At 27.4% G+C, this 25,105-nt stretch carries 22 protein-coding genes; 16 read left to right on the top strand and 6 right to left on the bottom strand.

All coding sequences use genetic code 11. From position 1 onward, the window contains the following. Positions 1-56: 56 nt before the first annotated feature. From ACTNAO_RS04100 to ACTNAO_RS04060, 9 genes are all read left to right on the top strand, one after another. Positions 57-656, top strand: a complete 600-nt coding sequence (locus tag ACTNAO_RS04100) for a tetratricopeptide repeat protein (protein ID WP_441027432.1) — start codon at positions 57-59, stop codon at positions 654-656. Further along, a complete protein-coding gene (locus tag ACTNAO_RS04095; RefSeq protein ID WP_441027431.1) occupies positions 653-1,972 on the top strand; it encodes a protein kinase domain-containing protein in 1,320 nt (439 codons plus the stop codon). Before ACTNAO_RS04100 ends, ACTNAO_RS04095 begins: the two co-directional genes overlap by 4 nt. A gap of 38 nt (positions 1,973-2,010) precedes the next feature. Continuing rightward, positions 2,011-2,754 carry a vWA domain-containing protein gene (locus tag ACTNAO_RS04090; RefSeq protein ID WP_441027430.1) on the top strand — a complete coding sequence of 248 codons (744 nt, stop codon included), beginning with the start codon at positions 2,011-2,013 and terminating at the stop codon, positions 2,752-2,754. After that, positions 2,732-3,610, top strand: a complete 879-nt coding sequence (locus ACTNAO_RS04085) for a PP2C family serine/threonine-protein phosphatase (RefSeq protein ID WP_441027429.1) — start codon at positions 2,732-2,734, stop codon at positions 3,608-3,610. The genes ACTNAO_RS04090 and ACTNAO_RS04085 overlap by 23 nt, the downstream gene beginning before the upstream one ends. Before the next feature lie 293 nt (positions 3,611-3,903). Next, positions 3,904-7,350: a pyruvate carboxylase gene (locus ACTNAO_RS04080; protein WP_441027428.1), complete on the top strand. Its 3,447-nt coding sequence runs from the start codon at positions 3,904-3,906 to the stop codon at positions 7,348-7,350. Between the two features lie 182 nt (positions 7,351-7,532). After that, the gene (locus ACTNAO_RS04075; protein WP_441027427.1) at positions 7,533-7,955 is read left to right on the top strand and encodes a hypothetical protein; all 423 of its coding nucleotides are present in this window, start codon (positions 7,533-7,535) and stop codon (positions 7,953-7,955) included. A gap of 17 nt (positions 7,956-7,972) precedes the next feature. Then, a complete protein-coding gene (locus ACTNAO_RS04070) occupies positions 7,973-8,872 on the top strand; it encodes a DUF6734 family protein (RefSeq protein ID WP_441027426.1) in 900 nt (299 codons plus the stop codon). A 76-nt stretch (positions 8,873-8,948) separates the two neighbouring features. Beyond that, the gene (dapA, locus tag ACTNAO_RS04065) at positions 8,949-9,836 is read left to right on the top strand and encodes a 4-hydroxy-tetrahydrodipicolinate synthase (protein ID WP_441027425.1); all 888 of its coding nucleotides are present in this window, start codon (positions 8,949-8,951) and stop codon (positions 9,834-9,836) included. 22 nt (positions 9,837-9,858) lie between these two features. Beyond that, entirely contained in the window at positions 9,859-10,566 is a 708-nt protein-coding gene (locus tag ACTNAO_RS04060) for a peptidylprolyl isomerase (protein WP_441027424.1), read from the top strand. A 45-nt stretch (positions 10,567-10,611) separates the two neighbouring features. Here ACTNAO_RS04060 and asnB read toward each other — a convergent pair whose 3' ends face one another. After that, complete coding sequence (asnB, locus tag ACTNAO_RS04055; protein ID WP_441027423.1) at positions 10,612-12,450, bottom strand: asparagine synthase (glutamine-hydrolyzing); 1,839 nt, start codon at positions 12,448-12,450, stop codon at positions 10,612-10,614. 207 nt (positions 12,451-12,657) lie between these two features. Between asnB and hisC the strand changes: the two genes are divergently transcribed. The 4 genes from hisC to ACTNAO_RS04035 all read left to right on the top strand — a co-directional run bounded on the left by hisC (position 12,658) and on the right by ACTNAO_RS04035 (position 16,110). Beyond that, positions 12,658-13,716 carry a histidinol-phosphate transaminase gene (gene hisC / locus ACTNAO_RS04050; RefSeq protein WP_441027422.1) on the top strand — a complete coding sequence of 353 codons (1,059 nt, stop codon included), beginning with the start codon at positions 12,658-12,660 and terminating at the stop codon, positions 13,714-13,716. 124 nt (positions 13,717-13,840) lie between these two features. Continuing rightward, complete coding sequence (locus tag ACTNAO_RS04045; RefSeq protein WP_441027421.1) at positions 13,841-14,494, top strand: HAD family hydrolase; 654 nt, start codon at positions 13,841-13,843, stop codon at positions 14,492-14,494. Between the two features lie 16 nt (positions 14,495-14,510). Next, positions 14,511-14,804, top strand: coding sequence for a hypothetical protein (locus tag ACTNAO_RS04040; RefSeq protein WP_441027420.1), 294 nt, complete (start codon positions 14,511-14,513; stop codon positions 14,802-14,804). A gap of 268 nt (positions 14,805-15,072) precedes the next feature. Further along, complete coding sequence (locus ACTNAO_RS04035; protein ID WP_441027419.1) at positions 15,073-16,110, top strand: tyrosine recombinase XerC; 1,038 nt, start codon at positions 15,073-15,075, stop codon at positions 16,108-16,110. 157 nt (positions 16,111-16,267) lie between these two features. Here ACTNAO_RS04035 and ACTNAO_RS04030 read toward each other — a convergent pair whose 3' ends face one another. From ACTNAO_RS04030 to ACTNAO_RS04015, 4 genes are all read right to left on the bottom strand, one after another. Continuing rightward, positions 16,268-16,822, bottom strand: a complete 555-nt coding sequence (locus ACTNAO_RS04030) for a hypothetical protein (RefSeq protein ID WP_441027418.1) — start codon at positions 16,820-16,822, stop codon at positions 16,268-16,270. A gap of 63 nt (positions 16,823-16,885) precedes the next feature. Next, complete coding sequence (locus ACTNAO_RS04025; RefSeq protein ID WP_441027417.1) at positions 16,886-17,308, bottom strand: hypothetical protein; 423 nt, start codon at positions 17,306-17,308, stop codon at positions 16,886-16,888. 173 nt (positions 17,309-17,481) lie between these two features. Further along, positions 17,482-19,098: a Na/Pi cotransporter family protein gene (locus ACTNAO_RS04020; RefSeq protein ID WP_441027416.1), complete on the bottom strand. Its 1,617-nt coding sequence runs from the start codon at positions 19,096-19,098 to the stop codon at positions 17,482-17,484. A 276-nt stretch (positions 19,099-19,374) separates the two neighbouring features. Then, positions 19,375-20,730 carry an NCS2 family permease gene (locus ACTNAO_RS04015; RefSeq protein ID WP_441027415.1) on the bottom strand — a complete coding sequence of 452 codons (1,356 nt, stop codon included), beginning with the start codon at positions 20,728-20,730 and terminating at the stop codon, positions 19,375-19,377. Positions 20,731-20,930: 200 nt separating this feature from the next. Here ACTNAO_RS04015 and lexA point away from each other — a divergent pair, with 200 nt between their 5' ends. The 3 genes from lexA (at position 20,931) to ACTNAO_RS04000 (ending at position 23,692) form a co-directional block, all read left to right on the top strand. Next, positions 20,931-21,533: a transcriptional repressor LexA gene (gene lexA / locus ACTNAO_RS04010; protein WP_441027414.1), complete on the top strand. Its 603-nt coding sequence runs from the start codon at positions 20,931-20,933 to the stop codon at positions 21,531-21,533. Between the two features lie 191 nt (positions 21,534-21,724). Next, a complete protein-coding gene (locus tag ACTNAO_RS04005) occupies positions 21,725-23,251 on the top strand; it encodes a Y-family DNA polymerase (RefSeq protein ID WP_441027413.1) in 1,527 nt (508 codons plus the stop codon). Between the two features lie 21 nt (positions 23,252-23,272). Then, on the top strand, positions 23,273-23,692 hold the full coding sequence (locus tag ACTNAO_RS04000; protein ID WP_441027412.1) for a hypothetical protein: 420 nt from the start codon (positions 23,273-23,275) through the stop codon (positions 23,690-23,692). Between the two features lie 96 nt (positions 23,693-23,788). Here ACTNAO_RS04000 and ACTNAO_RS03995 read toward each other — a convergent pair whose 3' ends face one another. Next, entirely contained in the window at positions 23,789-25,069 is a 1,281-nt protein-coding gene (locus ACTNAO_RS03995; protein WP_441027411.1) for an aminotransferase class I/II-fold pyridoxal phosphate-dependent enzyme, read from the bottom strand. Between the last annotated feature and the right edge of the window lie 36 nt (positions 25,070-25,105).

Raw genomic sequence — 25,105 nt, 5'->3', positions numbered from 1 at the left:
TTCGTTAAAAGGTGATATAATTATTATATGTAATATTATAAGGAGTGAACTTTTATATGAATACATCCCTACAAAAGGCCTTACAAGATATGATTAATAATTATGGTCATTCTGTATTGAATGATAGTAATAAAATTATAGGAACTATAGCCGACTTTGTTCCAAATAACCTAAAAGAAAGAAAAATGATAAATATTGTAATTTATGAAAATATACCATCTAAACTTTTATGTGTAAAAGACGAAAATATTACTATAAAGGAAATTACTATAAATAGATGTATAAAGCAATTAGAAGATGAATATGGAATGAAGACTGATGTTGCAGAAAAAATAATAAATTACTTTGTTATTGCTTTAAATTATGGAATTATGAAAAATGGAGTTCTTTGTGAATTAAGTAAGAAATATTCTATAAAAAGTGATTATGATGATATTACAATTGAAGAATGCATAAAACTGGGAGAAGAAGATAATTTAAAAGTTCAGCTTTATTTAGGAAAACAGTATTTAAATGGTATCAGGGTAAAAAAAGACATAAAAAAGGCAATATACTGGTTTGAAAAAGCTAGCAAACAAAATGACTTAGTTGCATTATGTAATCTTGCAATATTAAGGCTTCAAGAAAAAAGAAGTAAAATGGAGGGGAAATTTTGATAGAATTTAAATATGGTCAAAAAATACAAATTGATCCAGGTGGTGAAGCTACAATTATAAGCAAACTTGGAGAAGGGGGACAAGGCATAGTATATAAGGTGGAATTTGCCGGAAAATGTTATGCTTTGAAGTGGTATAAAAGAAATAAAATAAAAGATGTAGAAAAATTTAGATTGAACTTAGAAAATAATATAAAGGATAAATCAGTATCTAAAAACTTTTTATGGCCCTTGTATATAACAAAAGGATTACAATATGATAGTTTTGGATATATTATGGATCTTAAGCCTAAAGAATACAGTGATTTTAAAGATATTTTAAATGCAAAAGTAACATTTTCTAGTTTAAATGCAATAGTTAATGCTACATTAAATATAGTAACTTCTTTTAGAGATCTTCATAGAGCAGGAAAAAGTTATCAAGATTTAAATGACGGTGGCTTTTTTATTAATACAAAAACAGGAGATATACTTATATGTGATTGTGACAATGTTGCACCTTATGGTGAAAACGTTGGAATAGCTGGAAAACCAGGGTATATGGCTCCAGAAATAGTAAGAGGAGAAAGTACTCCTAATATGCAAACAGATAAATTCTCTCTTGCAGTAATTTTATTTAAACTTTTATTTAGAGGTGATCCTTTAGAAGGAGAAAAGGTAATAAAAAGTGTTTGCCTTACAGAAGAAGCAGAAAGAAAACATTATGGATTAGAACCGATTTTTGTATATGATCCTCAAAATACTAGCAATAGACCTGTAAGGGGAGTTCATAATAATGTTATTAAGTTTTGGAAGATATTCCCTCAATATATAAAGGAGGCATTTATAACATCTTTTACTAAAGGAATTAACAATCCAGACGAAAGATTAATTGAAAACCAGTGGTTTAAATATTTTGTAAAGTTACGTAGTGAAATAATAACATGTAATTGTGGTTTCCAAAATTTTGTAAGTGGGTTTTTAAGTGATGATGATGGTAAAATTCATTGCTTAAAATGTAACAGAATATATACTAATCCTTTATTACTAAATATAAAGAAAATGCCAGTAGTACTTTTCCCTGGCAACAAATTATATGAATGTCATACAAAAAGTTTAAGTGATGATTATACTACTATAACTGGTGAAGTAATTCAAAATAAAATAAAGAAGGGGCTATTTGGCATTAAAAATTTATCTGACTCTACATGGACAGCTACACTGCCTAATGGGAAAACTCTTACAGTAGGTAAAAATTCTGTAGTTCCAATACTAATAGATACCTGCATAAATTTTGGAAATGATAACGAAGGAAATATTATAACAAGAGATAATTAACTTAACAATTAATTATTTAATTTAAGGAGTGATAATTTATGAGTAATGAAGAAAAAATGGCTAATCCTTTTGATGAGGCTGAAGAAATAGCAAAAAAATCTATGGTATTATTTTTTATAATAGATCAATCAGGAAGTATGGAAGGAAGTAAAATTGGAAGTTTAAATACTGCTATGGAAGAAGTTTTACCTGAAGTTAGAGACATTGGTGAAGCTGATGCAGAAATAAAGGTATGTGTTTTAACTTTTTCAAGTGGTTCTGAATGGATGTATAGTGAACCTATAGATATTGATAAATTCTCTTGGAAAAATGTTGAGGCAGGAGGTGTTACAGACCTTGGAGATGCCTTTGACAAATTAGCAGATAAATTATCTAGAAAAGAATTTTTAAAATCACCAAATGTATCTTTTGCTCCAGTTATGTTTTTAATGTCAGATGGTTTCCCAACTGATGATTATAAAGAAGGACTTGAAAGACTTAAGCAAAATAACTGGTATAAAGCAGGTATAAAAGTTGCTCTTGCCATTGGTGAAGGAGCAGACCAGGATGTTTTAGCAGAATTTACAGGAAGCAAAGAATCTGTTGTAACAGCATATAATGGAGAAGCTTTAGCAAAACTTATTAAGTTTGTAACAATAACTTCTTCACAAATAGGAAGTAAAAGTATGCAACTATCTACAGGTGATGAAGATGTAGTAACTAAACAACAAGTTGTTGAAGAACAAATTGTTGATATGGTAAATAGTGGTGAAATAAATAATGATTTTGAAGAAGGATGGTAAAAATAATATATTGGTAAAACTTATGAAATATATTGTAAAAAAAATCAATTCACCTTATGATGGTTTTTATATGAGCATACGAGGTTATAGTCATGTAATAAAAAATACTGTATGCCAGGATTATTCCAAAACATATTTTTCAAATGATCTTGCCATATGTATAACAGCAGATGGTCATGGAAGTTCAAAACATTTTAGAAGTAATAAAGGTTCAAAATTTGCTACCTTTGCAGCTTTAGAATCTATAAAAGCTTTTATGAAAGATAGAGAAAATTTTGATAATGAAATATGTGAAAATTCTAAGAAAGTTTTAAAGAAAATAGAATCCAATATTCTGTATAGGTGGAACAAAAAAGTTCTAAACCATTATAATTCTAATCCCTTAAGGGAAGATGAATTAGACAAGCTTCCTGATTGTAATAATATAAAAATCGAATCAATATATGGTTCAACTCTTATTGTAGGTGTAATAACACCAAAATATTGGTTTGGTATGCAAATAGGTGATGGAAGCTTGGTTACAATACTTAATGATGGTTGTACTAAAGAATTTATGCCTATAGATGAAAAATTAGTTGCAAATTTTACAACATCTCTTTGTGATAATGATGCTATAAATAATTTTAGAGATGTATTTAGTTTAAATGTTCCTTCTGCACTATTATCATCTACAGATGGTCTTATTAATTCTTTTAGAGATACAAATTCTTTTTTACGATTTAACAAAATGGTCATTACAGAAATTAAAAAAGATAAAAAGTCTAAAAAAGCATTAAAAAAGCATTTATTTAAAAGATCAGAAGATGGAAGTTTAGATGATATATCAATAGCTTCTGTATATGTAAAAAACAATTAATAAATTAAGACTACTAAAACTAAAAAGTAGTCTTTTTTATTACATTTTAATAAAAAAACAAAGTAATCATTTACACTAATATACATATTGTAGAAAAATTGAAAAATCAATGATATAATGTTTAAGGTTAATAAAAATAATGTAATAAGAAGGATTTTTTATATTTATTATTACTAAAATGTGATATAATTTTTATGTTATTATATATTTTGCATAATTTTTATTAAAAATACGATTAATACGACAACAATTATATAAGATAATACAATATATATTAAAAGGAGTGTATGGTTTTGGTAAAAAAGTTTAAAAGAGTGCTAGTTGCTAATAGAGGTGAAATAGCAATAAGAATATTTAGAGCTTGTCATGAATTAGGAATTCGTACAGTTGCTATTTATTCTGAAGAAGATAAACGTGCACTATTTAGAACAAAAGCTCATGAAGCATATTTAATAGGAAAAAATAAAGGCCCAGTTGAAGCTTACTTAAATATGGATGAAATTATTAATTTAGCATTAAAAAAACATGTTGATGCAATACATCCAGGATACGGTTTTTTATCTGAGAACCCTGAATTTGCAAAAAGATGTGAAGAAGCTGGAATAGAATTTATAGGACCTAAACATGAAATGATGGAAAATTTAGGTGATAAAATCCAATCTAAATTAGTAGCTGAAAAAGTAGGAGTTCCTGTAATTCCTGGAGTTGAAAAAGCTATTGAAACTGAAGAAGAAGCACTAGAAGCTGCTAAAGTATGTGGTTATCCTGTAATGGTTAAAGCTGCTGCTGGTGGTGGTGGTAGAGGTATGAGAATAGTTCATTCAGAAGAAGAACTTCTACCTGCATTTAGAAATGCTAAAAATGAAGCTAAAAAAGCCTTTGGAATAGATGATATGTTTATCGAAAAATACATAGAAGGACCAAAACACATAGAAATCCAAGTACTTGGTGATAAATATGGAAATATAGTTCATTTATATGAAAGAGATTGTTCAATTCAAAGAAGACACCAAAAAGTTATTGAATTTTGTCCAGCTCTTGCATTATCTGAAGAAAAGAGAAAAGAAATTTGCGATGATGCATTAAAAATAGCAAAATCTATGAATTATAGAAGTGCTGGTACATTAGAATTCTTAGTTGATACTCATGGAAATCACTATTTTATTGAAATGAACCCAAGAATTCAAGTTGAACATACTATTACAGAAATGGTAACTGGAATAGATATTGTTCAAAGTCAAATACTTATAGCAGAAGGATATAAATTAGATTCTCCTGAAGTTAACATAAAATCACAAGATTCTATAACAACTAGAGGTTATGCTATACAATGCAGAATAACTACAGAAGATCCTTCAAATAATTTCTCACCTGATACAGGAAAAATAGATGTATATAGAAGTGGTGCTGGATTTGGTATAAGACTTGATGGTGGAAATGGATTTGCAGGTGCCGTAATAACTCCATATTATGATAGTCTACTTGTTAAATCTACTGCTTATGCAAGAACATTTGAAGATACAGTAAGAAAAGCTATAAGAGCAATAAAAGAAATGAATATTACAGGGGTAAAAACTAATATTGATTTCTTAATAAATGTTTTAAATAATGAAACATTTAAGAAAGGAATGTGTGATACAAACTTTATATCAGATAATCCTCAATTATTTGATATTAATCCAAGAACTGATGACGAATCTAGAATTCTTAAATTTACTGGTAATACAATAGTTAATGTATCAAAAGGTATAAAACCAGAATATGATGTACCACCAATTCCAAAAGTTACTCATGATGATGTTAAAAACTTAAGAGGAACTAAACAATTATTAGACGAAAAGGGACCAGAAGCTGTTAGAGACTGGGTTAAATCTCAAAAGAAATTATTATTAACAGATACAACAATGAGAGATGCTCAACAATCATTACTTGCTACAAGAGTAAGAAGCAGAGATATGATAAATATTGCTAATGCAACAGCTTTATATGGAAATGATTTATTCTCACTTGAAATGTGGGGTGGAGCAACATTTGATACATCTTACAGATTCTTAAAAGAATCTCCTTGGAAAAGACTTGAGGAATTAAGAAAGAGAATACCAAATGTAATGTTCCAAATGCTTATTCGTGGTGCTAATGGTGTAGGATATAAAAATTATCCTGATAATGTAATAAAATCATTTATAAAAGAATCTGCTGAAAGTGGAATAGATGTATTTAGAATATTCGATTCATTAAACTGGTTAAAAGGAATAGAAGTATCATTAGAAGAAGTATTAAAATGCAATAAAGTTGCAGAAGTTGCTCTTTGCTATACTGGTGATATTCTAGATGAATCAAGAGATAAATATACATTAGATTATTACGTTAAGAAAGCTAAAGAAATTGAAAAAATGGGAGCACATATTTTAGGAATTAAAGATATGTCAGCACTTTTAAAACCATATGCAGCTAAAAAGCTTATTACAGCTCTTAAAAATGAAATAGAAATTCCAATACATCTTCATACACATGATACTACTGGTAATGGAGTTGCTACAGTATTAATGGCTGCAGATGCTGGAGTAGATATAATAGATACTACTTATAACAGTATGTCAGGACTTACTAGTCAGCCAGCTCTTAATTCAATTGTTGCAGCTTTAGAAAACACTTCAAGAGATACAGGCTTTGATTTAGCTGGAATACAAAAATTATCAGATTATTGGGATGCTGTAAGACCTGTTTATAGTGAATTTGAATCTGATTTAAAATCTGGTAGTGCAGAAATTTATAAATTCGAAATTCCAGGTGGTCAATATTCAAACTTAAAACCTCAAGTAGAAAGCTTTGGTTTAGGTAACAAATTTGATGATGTTAAGAAAATGTATAAAGATGTTAATATGATGCTTGGTGATATAATAAAAGTTACCCCATCATCTAAGATGGTAGGAGATCTTGCAATATTTATGGTTCAAAATGATTTAACACCAGAAAATATTGTAGAAAAGGCTAAGAATTTAGCATTCCCTGATTCTGTTGTTTCATACTTTAAAGGAATGATGGGTCAACCAGAAGGAGGATTCCCAAAAGATCTTCAAAATATTGTTTTAAAAGGAGAAAAACCTATTACAGTGCGCCCTGGAGAATTATTACCTCCAGAAGATTTTGATAAAATAGCACAACATCTAAAGGAAAAATTCAAATTTGATCCTTCAAATAAAGATATTTTAAGCTATGCATTATATCCAGATGTATTTGAAGATTTCATTAAATTTGTTATGGAATACGGTGATGTTTCTAGAATGGGAAGTGATGTATTCTTCCATGGCTTAAAAGAAGGAGAAACATCTGAAATTGAAGTTGCAGAAGGTAAAACTTTAATAGTACAACTTATAAGTATGGGCAAGCTTGATAATGAAGGTTATAGAACACTTGAATTTGAAGTTAACGGAAATAGAAGAGAAATTAAAGTTAAAGACAAAACTGAAAGAGCTCTTGTTTCTGTAAATGATGAAAATTCTATAAAGATGGCTGATCCTGATAACAATCTTGAAATAGGTGCCGGAATACCTGGTTCAATAATAAAAGTTCTTGTTAAAGAAGGAGATAATGTTAAAGAAGGTGACAGTTTAGCTGTTATTGAAGCCATGAAAATGGAAACTAACATTGTTGCTTCAGCAGATGGTGTTATTGAGAAAGTTTATATTACAGAAGGACAACAAGTTAAATCTGGAGAATTATTAATAAAAATAAAGTAAATTTATATTTACATAAAGCTTTATTTAGATTTATTCTAAATAAAGCTTTATTATTTTTTAAATTTTATTTATAATATATTATGAAGCTTAGATATACTTTTTTAAGAAATAACAAGTATTATCTGTTAGAAATTGAGTTACAATAATTTTATTAAGAATAATAAGGAGAAGAGAGTTGTTATATGGCTATTAAAGATAAATTGCCTCTAAAATATGCAGTGGATATTACAGAAGATGTTAACTTCAATAAAAATTACGATATAATAACCTTAAGTCTTAACAAAGAGACTTATAGTCAAGATGAAATGGCTTATTTGATAGAAAAATCCATTGATAAAATATTTGTTAAAACAAGTAATTCATATATTACACTCTCAAAAGAAGAAATTCATAAAATTGATATTACAAATCAAAAAATTATAATTAAAATACCTGTTAACTATAAAAAGTCATATACTACAGTAAAAAATAAATTAAAAAATACAAAAATCAGTGTGGAAACTAATGAAAACATATCTTTAACTTCTGATGATTTGGAGGATTTAATTATTCACTCATCACAAAACACATCATCTTCCTATGGATATGGATTAGAATTAATATAAATTTTAATAATTAACTAATGGAGTTGAATTTATATTTGATTTATGCATTTCATTCAAATTGGACAAAACCCTATATGATAAATAATAAATCATTTATGTATGCCATGGATGATTTTGCAATTTTAACAACTATTCTTTCAGCACTAAAGTGGCGAGAAAAAAATGGAAAAATAAAAATGATTACAGATGAAGCTGGAGCAGAATTTTATAAAAGTCACCAAATGACTGATTTATGGGATTTGGGAATAGAAGTGATCTTAGACAATGTAATTCCTCAAAATATTGATGCAAAAAATTTATGGGCAGCAGGTAAAATATATTCTTTAAAACACACAAAAAATCCTTGTGCCATGATTGATACAGATATGATTATATGGGAATCTATATATAATAAAATTAAATTTTCAAAATTATCTGTAATTCATAAAGAACCTTTAAATGAAAATTATCCAAACAAAAATTATTTTTCAATGAATGATACATTTAAATTTCATAAAGATTTAAATTGGAATATTGAACCTGTTAATACTTCCTTTATGTATATAAATAGTGTTTTATTAAAAGAATATTATGTAAATTCATCAATTGAATTTATGACATCTATTAAACAATGCAATAGTCCAATTAAGGAAATGATTTTTGCAGAACAAAGGCTCCTTTCTATGTGTGCAGAAAAGCTTAATATAAATGTAAATTCTCTTTATACCCTTAGAGAGCTTTTATATAAAAATCAAAAATATTTTACTCACCTTTGGGGATTAAAATCTGTCCTATTAAAAAATAGAAAAGCTAGAGAAAATTTTTGCTTGAAATGCATTAATAGGATAATTTCTGACTTTCCTGAATATGAATACTTAATTGCAAATAATTATGAATTTAAGGATTATTATATTAAGTATAAAATTATGCATCCTTAAAAACTAGTAAAATACAAGTAAATTTAGTATAATATATTTATTGAATATAAATAATAATAGAGAGTAGGGGAAATACATGAAGAAAATAATATTTAAAGGTGCTGGAGTTGCAATTGTCACCCCAATGCTTAATAATGAAGAAATTAATTATGAAGAATTAAAAAGATTAATTGATTTTAATATTGAAAATGGTACTGATGCAATTATTATAACTGGAACTACAGGTGAATCAGCTACATTAACTGATGAAGAACATAAACAGGCAATTAAATTTACAGTAGATTATGTAAACAAAAGAATTCCAGTAATTGCCGGAACTGGATCAAATGATACTAATTATGCAGTTCAATTATCTCAATTTGCAGAAAAAGTTGGAGCTGATGGACTTCTTATAGTAACACCTTATTATAATAAAACAACACAAAAAGGATTAATTGATCACTTTACTTATATAGCCGATAGAGTCAATACTCCAATTATTTTATATAATGTTCCTTCTAGAACTGGAGTAAACATAAAACCAGAAACATATTTAGAATTGTCTAAGCATAAAAATATAGTTGCAGTAAAAGAAGCTAGTGGTGACATTTCTGCAGTTCTTAAAATTAAAGCATTATGTAAAGATAATTTAAATATATATTCAGGAAATGACGATCAAATTGTTCCTATGCTATCTCTTGGAAGTTTAGGTGTAATATCTGTTCTTTCAAATGTGGCACCTAAGGAAACTAGTGAAATATGTAAATCATTCTTTAATGGTGATGTAAAGAAAAGTTTAGAACTTCAAACAAAGTATTTAGATTTAATAGATGCTTTATTCTGTGAAGTAAATCCAATACCAGTTAAAACAGCTTTAAATTTAATGGGATTTAAAGTGGGAAATTTAAGAAGACCATTAGTTTCAATGGAAGAATCTAACTTAAATACGTTAAAGGAAGCCTTAAAAAATCATAACTTAATATAGTTTTTTTAGGAGGGTATAATTTATGAAAAAAATTAGAATAGCAAAGTGCTTAACACTTATGGCCGCAGGAGCTTTTTGCGCATTAGCTATATTAGGTTCTAAATCTACAGATAATAACAAAGATACTGAAAACAATAATACTGATAATTCTGAATCTAAAAATAATGATAATAAGGATCAAGAACAATTAATTCTAACAAAATCAGAAAATAATAATCCTACAGCTTTTATTAAAGTTAAAGACCTAGGTGTTATGGAATTTGAATTATATCCTTCCGTAGCTCCAAATACAGTAAATAATTTCATATATCTTGCTAATTCTGGTTTCTATGATAATTTACTTTTTTATAGAATAATAAAAGATTTTTGTATACAAGGTGGAAGTCCTAATAATTTATCATCAGGTAAACCTGATTATTCAATAAAAGGCGAATTTGACTCAAATGACATACATAATGATTTATCTCATAAAAAAGGAACTATTTCTATGGCACGATTAAGTGATAAAGATTCTGCAGGAAGTCAATTCTTTATTACTACAAGTAATTGTACAGATTTAGATGGAAATTATGCTGCATTTGGTAGAATTACTAATGGTATTGATATATTAATGAATATAAATAATTTTGAAACTGATGAATTAAATGATAGACCATTAAAAGATGTAGTTATAGAATCAATTTCTGTAGATACTAAAGGTTTAACTTATTCATTACCAGAGAAAATATAATAGTTATTGCAAAAAAGGAAGCCTATTTAAGCTTCCTTTTTGTTTTTATTTAAATTCAATTTTATATTCCTTAAGCCAATAGTTAATTTGAATTAAATAAGCTATAAGCTGAGGACCTGTCATAAGTTGACCATACCATGGAGTCTTGTAAGATGATCCTTTTGTTTTTACTATTTCAGAAACAACATTTGTATCTATTAAATCAAGTATAGGTGATGTAGGATCCTTTAAAATATTTTGCATTTCCTTGCATACTAAGCTTGTATATATAGGATTATGAGTTTTAGGATAAGGGCTCTTTTTTCTATAAATAATGTCTTCTGGTAATATTCCCTCTAGAGATTTTCTAAGAAGTCCTTTTTCTCTTCCTTTTAATAACTTTATATTTCTTGGTATATTAAAAGCATATTGTACAATTCTATGATCTGCAAAAGGTACTCTTACTTCAAGACTATTCATCATACTCATTCTATCTTTTCTATTTAGTAAAGTTAACATAAACCAGTTAGTATTTAATACAAATAATTCTCTCATTCTATGTTCTTCTTTAGATTCATTAGGCAAATGTGGTGTCATTTTTAAGGTATTTAAATAACATTCATTTGCATATTCTTCAATTTTTAACTTTTTTAAATCATTATTTAATATAGCATATCTATCTTTTATAAACCTTGCCCAAGGAAAAGTATTTGAATTAATTAATTCATCTCTGGTAAACCAAGGGTAGCCACCAAATAATTCATCTGCACATTCTCCAGATAAGGCTATAACAAAGTCTTCTCTAACCTTCTTGCAAAATAATAATAAAGATGAATCAACGTCTACCATACCTGGAAGGTCACGACCTATTACTGCATCTTTAAGGGCATTTTTCAAATCTTCATGATTTAAAATAACAGTCCTATGATCAGAATTTATAAACTTTGCCATTTCTTCAGCCCAATATTGATCAGAAGTTGGCTGAAACAATGATGCCTTAAAATACTTATCATTATCTTCATAATCAATAGAATAAGTAGTAAGTTTTTTGCCTTTCTTTTTAAATTCAGAAGCTGCTATTGCAGATATTGCAGAGGAATCAAGACCTCCAGATAAAAAAGTACAAAGAGGAACATCACCAACTAATTGTCTTTTTACTGCATCTATAAGCAAATTCCTTGTATGATAAATTGTTTCTTCTAATGTTTCATTATGAGGTTTTGCTTCTAAATTCCAGTATTTATCTATTCTTATCATATCTTTTTTAAATATAAAATATTCTGCTGGTTTAAGTTCTTTTATATCTCTATAAACACATGTACCAGGTTTTACTGCAGGTCCAAGAGAAAATAGAGCTGTAAGTCCTTCTTTATCTACCACAGGTTTAACTTTAGGATGCTTCAAAATTGCCTTTATTTCTGATGCAAATATAAGTTCTTTATCAATTATTGAATAAAATAGGGGTTTTACTCCCATTTGGTCTCTTGCAAGTATAATCTGTTCATTTTTACTATCATATATAGCAAAAGCAAAAATTCCATTTAATTTTTTTAAAAAATCATTACCATAATAAATATATGAAGCTAAAATAACTTCTGTATCACTATAAGATTTAAATTTAAATCCTTTAGATAATAGGTCTTTTCTAATATCCTCTGTATTATATAATTCACCATTATATACAATAACATAATCATTGCCATCAATGTTTTTTATCATTGGTTGGCTGCCACCTTCAGGATCAACAACTATAAGTCTTTTGTGCCCAAAAAGAACATTTTTGCTTGTATAATAGCCAGAGCTGTCAGGACCTCTCTTACTTAATGTGTTATTCATATTTTCTAAAACATGTTTATCTAATTCAATATTTTTATTAAAGTTTATGATACCAGCAATTCCACACATAATTTTCCTCTTTTCTTCTATAGTTTTAATTAGTACAATATATACAAATCTCTTTTATATTGTTACCAGAGATAACCATAATTATATGTCTTATAAACTAAAACTTTATCACTTTAGCAAATTAAATCGATAAATTCATTTAAATCTATTTAAATATTAACAAGATATGCTATAATGGTAATATATTAAAAAAAAGGGGCGATTAGCTTGAATAAATTTTGGAATGAAACAACAAAAAATATTGATCCATACGTGCCTGGTGAACAACCTCAGGATAAGAAATATGTAAAACTAAATACAAACGAAAATCCTTATCCCCCTTCTCATAAAGTTATTGAAGCTATGAACAAAGCAGTTAATGAAGATTTAAAACTTTATCCGGATCCATGTTCTAAAAAACTTATAAATGCCATAGCTAATTTTTACAATTTAAATGAAGATCAAATATTTGTAGGAAATGGTTCTGATGAAGTATTGGCATTATCATTTTTAACTTTTTTCTCTAAAGATAAGAAAGTTTTATTTCCAGATATAAGTTACTCTTTTTATATTGTATATGCTAAATTCTTTAATGTTAGCTATGAAGAAATAAGTGTAACTGATAACTTTGAAATAGATTTAGATAAATTTATTTCAAAGGAGGGTGGAGTAATACTTCCAAATCCTAATGCACCAACAAGCAAATTTATAAGTACACAGGATTTAGAAAAACTTCTTATTGCAAAGAAAGATTCAATAGTAATTATTGATGAAGCTTATATTGATTTTGGTGGGGAAAGTATGGCTAAATTTATTAATAAATATCACAATTTATTAGTTATTCAAACTTTTTCAAAATCACGTAATTTAGCTGGAATAAGAGTTGGATTTGCTATGGGAAATAAAGAACTTATTGAAGGTTTAAATAGAGTTAAAAACAGTTTTAATTCATATACATTAGATAGAGTAGCTCAAGCAGGTGCCTGTGCAGCAATAGAAGATAAAGAATACTTTGAAGAAACAAGAAATAAAATAATTAAAACTAGAGAGAAATCTGCAAAAGATTTAAAATCTTTAGGTTTCCATGTTTTAGATTCAAAATCAAACTTCTTATTTGTTTCCCATAAAAATATACCAGGAGCTAAATTATATGAAGAATTAAAAAGCAGGGGAGTTCTTGTAAGACATTTTAGTAATCCTAAAATTGATAATTATTTAAGAATAACAATTGGAACAGATAAAGAAATGGATACATTAATTAATACCATAAGAGAAATATTAAAATAATTAATACCCTTATTTAGCAAAATAATTGTTAAATAAGGGTATTTTTTATGACAATATGATATAATAAATTATGTAAAATTTACTTTAAAAGATAATTATATTTACGTAAATATGGAGGATAAAAGTGAAGGCAGTTATTTTTGATATGGATGGTTTAATGTTTGATACTGAATCTTTAGTAGTAAAAGGTTGGGATTATGCTGGGGAAAAATTAGGTGTGGGAAAACTTGGATATATGGTTAATAAAACTTTAGGTGTTAATCATGAAAAAACAAAAGAAATTTTTTATGAAGATTTTAAGGATGCTGTTGATGTAGAAAAATTAACAGAAATCACTAGAGAATATGTTTATGCATATTACGATAAATATGGAACACCAGAAAAGCCTTATCTTCATGAAGTTTTAAATTTCTTAAAAGAGAATAATTTTAAACTAGCAGTTGCTTCATCTTCAAGAAAGCAAACAGTTTTAAAACATTTAAAAAGTGCAAATATACTAGATTATTTTCAAGCAATAATATGTGGCGATATGATTTCTAATAGCAAGCCTCATCCTGAAATTTATTTAAAAGCTTGCGAAGCTCTTAATGAAGATCCTTCTAATTGTTACGCTTTAGAAGATTCTCCAAATGGTATAAGATCTGCTCATGCTGCTAAAATGGTTCCCATTATGATACCAGACTTAATAGAACCTAATGAAGAAATAAAAAAATTATATAAAGTTAAATTAAATTCTTTAGGGGAATTTATTACATATATAAAAAATAATCCATCATAAAAATACGGAGTTACATATGAATAGAAAATTATCAGATAGGTTGTCAATTCAAAAATTAGCAGATCAAAATCAAACAGAAGATAAAAATAGCAATTTAGAAATATTAAAAAGAAATAGAGATAAAAATGTAGATACATATATAATTGAATTAGATACACTTACAGCTGGAATTGCAAATTTAACACAGGACAACAAAGTAAATGTATATATAGGTCGTGCAGAATCCCAAAATCAATCTATAAATATTAATGAATTTAATTCAAAATTTATAATTATGGATGATTATAGTTATTCTAATAACAATTTATAAAAGCAAGGTTTAAAAGCCTTGTTTTTTATTGATTAAATTTCTCCAATTTTTTATTTTGTATTTTAAAAAAGTGTACAAGAATATGATTTTATTTAAAGTTGAAATGTTTTTTTGTGAAATTGCCCATATAAAAACTTTATAAAAGATCTTACAAATAAAATAACATATAAAAATTTAAAGAGAGTGTATAAAAAGATTAAAAAACATAGCACATAATTGCAGTTATGTGCTATGTTGTGGTAAAATAAATATAAAGAGAGGTGTAAACATGAAAAATGATGAATTAGACTATAAAAACTTAGTAATAAACTTAGAAGACTTTAGAGATGATAATATTTTAAACGAAGAATATCCTGAATGCGTTAATGATTATATTAAATATATGGACACTATAAAAGGCAGCTCAAAAAATACAATAAATAGTTATGTAATGGATATAATTATAATGTTAAAGTTTTTAAAATATAAAAAAGGTTTAGTTGAAAAAAACATTAATTTTAAAGATATAAATGTCCATGATATTACAAATGATTTTTTGAATAAAATAACTTTAGACGATATGCATTCATTTTTAATATTTGAAAAAAGATATTTTGATAATGGAAATTCTACAATTGCACGTAAAGTTGCCAGCATGAGATCATTCTTTAAATATCTAAATCAAAAAGCAAAAATTATCAAAAATAATTATACAGACGAATTAGAAAGACCTAAAATTGGTAAAAGAAAACCTAAATACATGAATTTAGATGAAGCCAATTCTTTACTAAATTCTATAGATAGTCGTAATTTCGAAAGAGATTTTCTTATTGTTACATTATTTTTAAACTGTGGCATGAGACTTGCAGAACTTTGCAGCATAAAAATTACAGATATTAAAGATGATACTATAAGAATAATTGGTAAAGGAAATAAGGAAAGAACTGTTTATTTAAATGAAGCTTGCCTCAAAGCCATTGAAAATTACAAGCCAATTAGAGCCAAGCTTCTTCACAAAAAAAATATAACCAATCAAGATGCACTAATTATTTCTGAACGTGGAAATGCCATTGCAAGAAGAACCGTTCAAGAAGTTATAGAAAACCAACTTAAAAAGGCAGGTTTGAGTGGCAAAGGCTACTCCACTCACAAACTTCGTCACACTGCAGCTACATTAATGTACAAATATGGTGATGTAGATATACTTGTTTTACAAGAAATTTTAGGGCACGAAAGTGTTTCTACAACACAAATATACACTCATACAGATAACGACATGTTAAGAGAAGCTGTAAAGGTAAATCCTCTTAATATTAGTAAAGAATAAAAATTAATTAATAATTATAGATTGTATTTAAAATTTAATCTTTCAACTTGCAATCTATAATTTTTTGCGAATATTTTCTATACACATAACAAACATTATGTAAAGTAGTCTTATAAAATTTGAGAGAAATAATTTTTATTACTTCTCTCAAAAATATTTATCCCAAAATAGGATTTCCTAAAATTCCATTTAATTTATTTAAGATATCTTTATTATTTCCATCATATATAACAATCAATCTGCCTTTTTTGTATATATGTGCTTCAGAATTCCATTGAACTATAGCATCATTAATTCTATTTCCATTATCTTTTATAGAATTAATATCTTTCTCTATATCAGCTTCACCTTTTGTATCATACTCATAGACATATATAGAATCATCCCCTATTTTGTATCCATATCTATCAGCAGTAAAATACTCTGTTTTATTTTCAAATTCAGCGGTTTCAATGCCATCATTTTTTAAACTTGCAATAAAATCATCTTTTGAATATTCCATAGATGTATCTGTAACCTTGTTATATAAAGACTCACCAGCATTTTTTACATTGTCAGTTAAATGCTCTGCTCCTTCTTCTAGATTATTTGTTCCTTCTTCTATATCTTCTTTTGCACCTTCAGTTGTATTATTACAACCACATCCAAGTAAAAATGTTGAAGCAACTACTCCACTACATAATAAAGATAATATTGTTTTTTTAGTTATCATAAAAATCACCTCACAACTTACTATTTCAAATGTATTATTAGCAGTGCAAGGTGATTTTATTCATTAATTAAAATCTTTATTTTTATTTGTTTTTTTAATTTGCCTAAGCCCTGGAAAAACTTCATTTGTTATTTCTTCTAATTCCTCATCATCAAGACTTTCACTATAATCTATATGGTCAAAAGCATCTTCATATTCATTATCTTCTAAATCCTGTGACTTAATAACACCTTCATTTATAAGTTTTTCATATTCTTTTTCTAAAAGTTCATCATTAGATATGTTATCATCTTCTTCAGCAGCCTTTAAGCTTTCAAGTTCCTTTTCATATTCTTCCATAAGAACATTATTTTCTTTAACATCTTTAGCTATATCTTCTATTTTTATAGCTCTAATATCTACCCCTTCCATTTCAAGGCACTTACCACAATTATCACATATTTTATTTTCATAGATGTCACAATAATCGTCATCTGTATACTTCATATATAAATAACACCACCTAAAATATTAAATAAACTTAATTATATATTACATCAAATTATATCAAAGTAAAATAAAATAATCAACTTACTTTACATAATATTTATTATATAACATTATATAATAAAAAAATATCTGTATAAAACTTAAACCTTATACAGATATTTAATATTAAACTAATTAATTTTTATAACTCTTTTTGCAATGCTTACTGCATGGTCAGATATTCTTTCTATATTAGTTAATAAATCTAAGTAAACAACTCCAGAATCTATAGTACATTGATTATTATTTAATCTATGCATATGTTCTTCTCTGTACTTTTTATCAAGTTTATTAACTTCTTCTTCAGACTCTAAAGATTTATTTGCCAAATCAACATTATTTTCTTTCATAGATTCCAAAGCTAATTCATATGTTTTTAATGCTTGAGAATAGAAATTTTCTATTTCTTTAATACCTTCTAGAGATATATTTACATTGTTTTTCAAACATCCTTCAGCTAATTCAGCTACATTTTCTGATAAATCTCCTATTCTCTCAATGTCGTTTACTGTATGAAACAATAAGTCAACAGACATTCGCATTTTTTCATCTAAGGATTTATTAGATAATTTAATAAGATAACTGATTATTTTTTTCTGTTCTTTATTTATAAGTTTTTCTTTTTCAAAGGTATTATCTATATCCTTTTGTGATCTTTTTGTAACACCTAATACTGCACTTGTATAACTTTCTTTTGCTTTTAATCCCATTCTTAAAGCTTCTCTTATAATATTAGCATAAGCTATAGCTGGAGTTTCAAGCATTCTTCCATCGATATATTTTGTAGTATTTTTACCTTCTTTTTCTTCTGGTTTTTCTGGTATTAAGAACATAACTAACTTAACTATATACTTAGAAAATGGCAGAAGAATAGCTACATTAACTAAATTAAATAAAGTATGAGCATTTGCAATTTGTCTTGCTGTATCATTAGGATCTATATATTCAACAATCATTCTTATTGGAATATTTAAAACAAGCATAAACAAAATTGTTCCTACTATATTAAAACACAAATGCATTGTAGCAGCTCTTTTGGCATTTCTATTTGCCCCAAGACTTGATAAAAGTGATGTTGTACAACTACCAATATTGTCACCATATAAAACAGGTAATGCAGCACTTAATGGCATTAATCCTTGTGATGAAAGAGCTATTAATATACCCATTGATGCACTAGAACTTTGTAAAATAGTAGTAAGCAAAAATCCAGCAATTAAGGCAAGTATTGGATACTTTGCAAGATAAGCAAGTGCATTTTTAAAAGCTTCATATTCTGACAAAGGCGCTAAAGCATCTTTCATGAAATTCATACCAATAAACAATATTGCAAAACCAATTAATATTTCAGAAATATTTTTTAACTTTGGCTTTGACTTAGAGCCAATCATATATAAGACTATACCAATTCCTAATGCAACAGATGATAATATACTAACATCAAAAGACACTAGCTGAGCTGTGACAGTAGTACCAATATTAGCACCCATTATAACTCCTATAGCCTGATATAAACTCATTATACCAGCGTTAACAAAACCAACTACCATAACCGTGGTTGCTCCACTACTTTGAATTATACCAGTAACTACAGCACCTACTAAAACTCCCATAAGCTTATTACTTGTCAAAAGTCCAATAGCTTTTTCAAGCTTAGGACCTGTAGATTTTTGTAAGCCATCTCCCATTACACTAATACCATATAGAAATAATCCAAGGCCACCTATAAGACTTATTAATATGTACAAAAATCTTTCCTCCTAATATCTATATTTATTTTTAAATAGATTTTACCACTTCTTTATTTTAATATAATATTTAAATCTATTCAATTATTTTTTTACATAGATTTATGATAAATTTTACTTAATTTATAAAGTTACTTTACAATATACTCTTTCATTAACTATATTTTTATTACTTATAATAAAAAATATACATACTTATGCTTATTTCTCTTTGTAATAGCAAAAAAAGACTATCACATTTTTTAAGTGCAATAGCCTTTATTTTTTATAACAATTCTATAATAGTAATAATTTTATTAAGAATATTATTGCTAAAATAATCATAACAACTGATACTTTTTTCTTTTCCTTACTTATAAGATTAGATAATAATCCAATAACAACATATGATAAAACTCCAAATGTTAATCCATCGCCTATACTATAAGTAAGTGGCATTAATGCAATTGTCATAAAAGCTGGTATTCCTTCTGTTAAATCTTCAAAATCTATATTCTTAACAGCACCTACCATTAAAAATCCAACATAAATTAAAGCTGGTGCAGTTGCACAAGAAGGAATTGCAATAAATATTGGAGATAAAAACATTGATAAAATAAAAAATATACCTGCAAATACTGCTGTCCAACCAGTTCTTCCTCCAGCAGCAACTCCTGTGGAACTTTCAACATATGTAGTTACTGTAGAAACTCCAAGGCATGCTCCTGCAGTTGTTCCTATAGCATCTGCCATTAAAGCTTTACTAACACGTGGTACCTTTCCATTTTCATCTAACATTCCTGCTCTTGATGTAACACCAACTAAAGTCCCTATTGTATCAAAGAAATCAACAAATAAAAATGTAAGTACTATACTAATAAATGATGCGACTGTTTCAGGATTAATCATATAATTAAAATCAATTTTACCTGCTATTGGAGCTATACTTTCATATTTGAATATTCCTTGTGGAAGGTATATTCCTAATGCATTTGCATAATATGGATCATATAATGCATATCCCCATGCAAGTAATGTTGAAGTTGCTATACCAATAAGTATGGCTCCTTTAACTTGCTTTTTTTCAAGTATAGCAATTACTATAAATCCAGCAAGAGCTATTAAAACTGTAGGCATTTTAAAATTTCCAAGAGCTACTAATGTACTTTCATCTGCTACTACAAGATTTGCTCCTTTAAAGCCTATTAATGCAATAAATAAGCCAATACCAGCTGTAACTGCATGCTTCATATTTATTGGAATAGCATTTACAACAGCTTCTCTAACCTTAAATAAGGATAATAATATAAATATTATACCTTCTACAAAAACAGCTGTTAATGCAACTTCCCATGATATATTTTGCTTTATTACTACTGTATATGCAAAATAAGCATTTAATCCCATTCCAGAAGCTAAAACAAAAGGAAGATTTGCATATACTCCCATAATAATAGTTGCAAAACCAGCTGAAAGACAAGTTGCTGTAACTACAGCTCCTGCATCCATGCCTGTAGCACCAAGAATATTAGGATTAACAGCTATAATATATGCCATTGTAATAAAAGTAGTTAATCCTGCTAAAAATTCTTTTTTAAAATCAAGCTTTTTGTTATCATTATCTAAAATAGATAAAAAATTGTTTTTTTTCATGTTGTCACCTCTTAAAAAAACTTTACACGCTATTATACTACACTTTAATAAAATAAAAAAGTCAATTATTTACACGAAATATACTTATGAAAATGGGAACATAAGTTTGATATATAATCATTGTTATGGTATACTCTAATTAATAGAATACTAGAAAGGAGCTTTTACTTTAATTAATTTTTAAAGTAAAAAAATATTATATGGGAAGTAATGATAAACAATCTGAAATATATAATTTCTTAAAAGTTTATACAGAAACAAAAGGTTATCCACCTTCTGTACGTGAAATATGTGAAGCTGTTTCTCTTAGTTCTACTTCTACTGTTCATGGTCATTTAAAAAGATTAGAAAAAAAAGGACTTATAAAAAGAGATCCTACTAAACCTAGAGCCTTAGAAATTGTGGAACTTCATGAAAACAAAAAAGAAATGGTAAATATACCTATTATAGGAAAAGTTACTGCAGGTATGCCTATTCTTGCAACAGAAAATATAGAAGATACTTTTCCGCTTCCACTTGATTACATAAGTCATAATAAAGAATTATTTATGCTTAGAGTATCTGGTGAAAGTATGATAAATAAAGGAATAAATAATGGCGATTTAGCTATTATTGAAAAATGTAGCACTGCAAAAAATGGTGACATTATTGTAGCTCTTATAGAAAATGAAGCTACTATAAAAACCTTCTATAAAGAAAAAAACCACATTAGACTTCAACCTGAAAATGATACAATGGATCCAATTATTGTTCCTAATTGTAGCATCTTAGGAAAAATTGTAGGGCTTTATAGAAAATATTAAAAAAACTTATGGCTAGCAATTAAAAACTACTAGTCATAAGTTTTTTTACTTGTTTCTTAAATTCAACCCCTAAAAACTCATACATAAGAATTTGTTTATATTAAATACGTATTTCATTAGCTAATGGCATATACAAACATATGTTCCTTATGGTATATTAATAATATAGAAATATAAAAGGAAGAATGAGTATGGATAATAATAGAATCTATGTATCAATTGATTTAAAATCATTTTATGCTTCTGTTGAATGTAGAGAACGAAATCTTGACCCATTAACTACTAACCTTGTTGTTGCAGATAATAGTAGAACAAACAAAACCATTTGTCTTGCTGTTTCACCATCATTAAAATCTTATGGAATCCCTGGAAGGCCAAGATTATTTGAAGTTATTCAAAAAACTATGCAAATAAATTCTATGCGAAAGCAGAGGGCACCATATAAAACTTTTAATGGTTCATCATTTAATAATGTTGATCTGAAAACAAATCCATCATTAGAATTAAAATATATTATTGCTAAACCACAAATGGCTTTATATATGAAATATAGTACAAAGATCTATAAAATATATTTAAAATATATTGCGCCAGAAGATATTCATGTATATTCAATAGATGAAGTATTTATAGATGTTACTGCATATTTAAAAACATATAAAATGTCAGCCCATAATTTTACTAAAATGATTATTCAAGATATACTTGATACAACTGGAATAACTGCTACTGCTGGAATAGGAACGAATTTATATTTATGTAAGGTAGCAATGGATATAGTAGCAAAACATACTGAAGCAGATAAAAATGGAGTAAGAATTGCAGAACTTGATGAAATGTCTTATAGAAGAAAGCTTTGGAATCATAAACCAATTACTGATTTTTGGAGAGTAGGCAATGGCTACGCAAAAAAATTATATAAACAGGGTTTATATACTATGGGTGATATTGCTAGATGTTCCATAGGCAAACCTAATGAATATTATAACGAGAAAATATTGTATGATATGTTTGGTGTTAATGCTGAACTTTTAATTGACCATGCTTGGGGATGGGAACCTTGCACCATTGAAGATATAAAAAAATATAAACCTGCAACAAATAGTTTAGCATCAGGACAAGTACTTCAATGTCCTTATAATTTTGAAAAAGCAAAATTAGTTGTTAAAGAAATGACTGATTTATTAGTTCTAGACTTAGTAGATAAAGGTCTTGTTACTGACCAGATTGTACTGACTATAGGATATGATATTGAAAACTTAAATAATGAGGATAAAAGAAATATGTACAATGGAGCTATTACTACAGATCATTATGGAAGAATAATTCCAAAACATGCTCATGGTACAGCTAATATAAAAAAGCAAACCTCCTCTACTACATTAATTATAGATACAATGATGAAACTATATGATAGGATTGTTGATAAAAATCTCCTTGTGAGAAGAATTAATATTTCAGCAAATCATCTTATGAAGGAAGGTTTATCAATAGAATCAAAAAACATTGAACAAATTGACCTATTTACAAATTATGAAGAATTACAGAAAAAACAGCAAAAAGAGAAATTAGCCTTGGAACATGAAAGAAACATACAAAAAACTATATTGAGTATCAAGAAAAAATTCGGAAAAAATTCAATTTTAAAAGGAATTAATTTAGAGGAAGGTGCAACTGCCAAAAATAGAAATAGCCAAATTGGTGGTCATAATGCATAGAATAAAATGGAGGATACAACCTTGGATAATAATTCTTATAATGATATTATTAACATGAAACATCATCAATCATCATATTACAAACATATGTCAACCTATAATCGTGCTGCCCAATTTGCACCTTTTGCTGCTCTAAATGGATATGATGTTGCAATAAAAGAAACTGCAAGATTAACAAATAAAAAAATAGAACTTGATGAATATATGAAAGAAAGCTTAAACAAAAAACTACTTATAATTTCACAAAATCTTCACTTACATATTGAAATTAAAATAACGTATTTTCAAACAGATAAAAATAAATCTGGTGGATCTTATGTAACTTGTTATGGTCATGTAATAAAAATAGATAAATTTAACCATACTTTATATATGTCAGATTGTAGCATTATACCTATTGATGAAATAATAAAAATAGATAGCAATTACTTTAATATATAAGTTGTTCTTTATTGGAAATTTTAATACGTAAAAATAATACACAAAAAAAGCTTGTAGCTAGCAATAAAAAATGCCAGATACAAGCTTTTTATAGGTTTATTTTAATATATTGTTTAAAGCTATTAAAATAGCTATTTTAGCATGGTCAAAAGTCAAACCACCTTGCATATATGCTATATATGGTTCACGAATTGGCGCATCTGCTGAAAGTTCAATTGATGATCCTTGAATAAATGCTCCAGCAGCCATTATTACCTCATCTTCGTAGCCAGGCATTGCCCAAGGTTCACATTCAACAAAAGAATCAATTGGAGATCCATATTGAATACCCTTACAGAATTTTATAACATTTTCTGGGTTTCCAAATTTAATAGCTTGAATAATATCACTTCTTTTATCTGTATATTTAGGTAATACTTCAAAACCTGCAAGTTCCATTACTCTTGAACAAAATACTGCACCTTTTAAAGCTTCCATAGCTACATGAGGAGCCATAAATAATCCTTGAAATAAATTTCTCATAAGTCCAAAAGTAGCTCCACATTCACCACCTATACCTGGTACTGTAAGTCTGTAAGAAGCTTGCTCTACTAGATCTTTCTTTCCAACAATATAACCACCTGCTGGTGCTAAACCGCCACCTATATTTTTAATTAATGAACCTGCAATTAAATCAGCTCCTACTTCTGTAGGTTCTATAGTATCTATAAATTCACCATAGCAGTTGTCAACAAATATGCTAACATCGTTTCTTTTTGATTTAATAAAACTAATAACTTCTGCTAATTCTTCTACTAAAAATGCGTTTCTCCATCCATAACCAGTGCTTCTTTGAAGATGAACAACCTTTATTGTCATATCTTTTAGCGCCTCTTCTATAGCACTATAATTAAATTTCCCATTTTCATTTAAACTTACTTCTTTGTATTTTACTCCATATTCTCTAAGAGAACCTATTCTTTCATTTTCTTTAAGTCCAATTAAACTCATTAAAGTGTCATATGGTCTTCCTGATGCACAAAGAAGAGTATCACCTGGTCTTAAATTTCCAAAAATAGCAGCTCCTATGGCATGAGTACCATTAACAAAATGTGGCCTTACTAAAGCAGCTTCTGCCTTAAATATTCTTGCATATACTTTATCAAGTGCATCACGGCCTGCATCATCATAACCATAACCTGATGAATTAGTAAAATGCATATCACTTATTTTTTCTTCCCTAAAAGCATCTAATACTTTTATTTGATTAAATTCTCTTATTTCATCAAATTTTTTAAATTGATCTTTTACATCATTTAATGCTTTATTGTAAATTTCAAAAGTTTTATCTTGAAAATTATATGTTTTTTTAAGTTCTTTAATTGTTATATCTAACATTTCTTCCTCCAAATATGTACTTAAATTTCTAATATA

It is taken from the genome of Clostridium sp. HCP1S3_C6 (assembly GCF_052066735.1).
Classification (GTDB): Bacteria; Bacillota; Clostridia; order Clostridiales; family Clostridiaceae; genus Clostridium.
Note: the sequence above shows the minus strand (reverse complement) of the source record. Positions and strands in the feature narration are given on the sequence as shown.

What these genes read in the sequence shown, in the direction of transcription:
- ACTNAO_RS04040 (WP_441027420.1), top strand. Translation starts at nt 14,511, where the DNA reads ATGAATAGAAAATTATCAGATAGGTTGTCAATTCAAAAATTAGCAGAT.
- ACTNAO_RS04015 (WP_441027415.1), bottom strand. Translation starts at nt 20,730, where the DNA reads ATGAAAAAAAACAATTTTTTATCTATTTTAGATAATGATAACAAAAAG.
- ACTNAO_RS04090 (WP_441027430.1), top strand. Translation starts at nt 2,011, where the DNA reads ATGAGTAATGAAGAAAAAATGGCTAATCCTTTTGATGAGGCTGAAGAA.
- ACTNAO_RS04100 (WP_441027432.1), top strand. Translation starts at nt 57, where the DNA reads ATGAATACATCCCTACAAAAGGCCTTACAAGATATGATTAATAATTAT.
- ACTNAO_RS03995 (WP_441027411.1), bottom strand. Translation starts at nt 25,069, where the DNA reads ATGTTAGATATAACAATTAAAGAACTTAAAAAAACATATAATTTTCAA.
- ACTNAO_RS04070 (WP_441027426.1), top strand. Translation starts at nt 7,973, where the DNA reads ATGGAGTTGAATTTATATTTGATTTATGCATTTCATTCAAATTGGACA.
- lexA (WP_441027414.1), top strand. Translation starts at nt 20,931, where the DNA reads ATGGGAAGTAATGATAAACAATCTGAAATATATAATTTCTTAAAAGTT.
- ACTNAO_RS04085 (WP_441027429.1), top strand. Translation starts at nt 2,732, where the DNA reads ATGATTTTGAAGAAGGATGGTAAAAATAATATATTGGTAAAACTTATG.
- ACTNAO_RS04075 (WP_441027427.1), top strand. Translation starts at nt 7,533, where the DNA reads ATGGCTATTAAAGATAAATTGCCTCTAAAATATGCAGTGGATATTACA.
- ACTNAO_RS04030 (WP_441027418.1), bottom strand. Translation starts at nt 16,822, where the DNA reads ATGATAACTAAAAAAACAATATTATCTTTATTATGTAGTGGAGTAGTT.
- ACTNAO_RS04060 (WP_441027424.1), top strand. Translation starts at nt 9,859, where the DNA reads ATGAAAAAAATTAGAATAGCAAAGTGCTTAACACTTATGGCCGCAGGA.
- ACTNAO_RS04025 (WP_441027417.1), bottom strand. Translation starts at nt 17,308, where the DNA reads ATGAAGTATACAGATGACGATTATTGTGACATCTATGAAAATAAAATA.
- ACTNAO_RS04035 (WP_441027419.1), top strand. Translation starts at nt 15,073, where the DNA reads ATGAAAAATGATGAATTAGACTATAAAAACTTAGTAATAAACTTAGAA.
- asnB (WP_441027423.1), bottom strand. Translation starts at nt 12,450, where the DNA reads ATGTGTGGAATTGCTGGTATCATAAACTTTAATAAAAATATTGAATTA.
- dapA (WP_441027425.1), top strand. Translation starts at nt 8,949, where the DNA reads ATGAAGAAAATAATATTTAAAGGTGCTGGAGTTGCAATTGTCACCCCA.
- ACTNAO_RS04005 (WP_441027413.1), top strand. Translation starts at nt 21,725, where the DNA reads ATGGATAATAATAGAATCTATGTATCAATTGATTTAAAATCATTTTAT.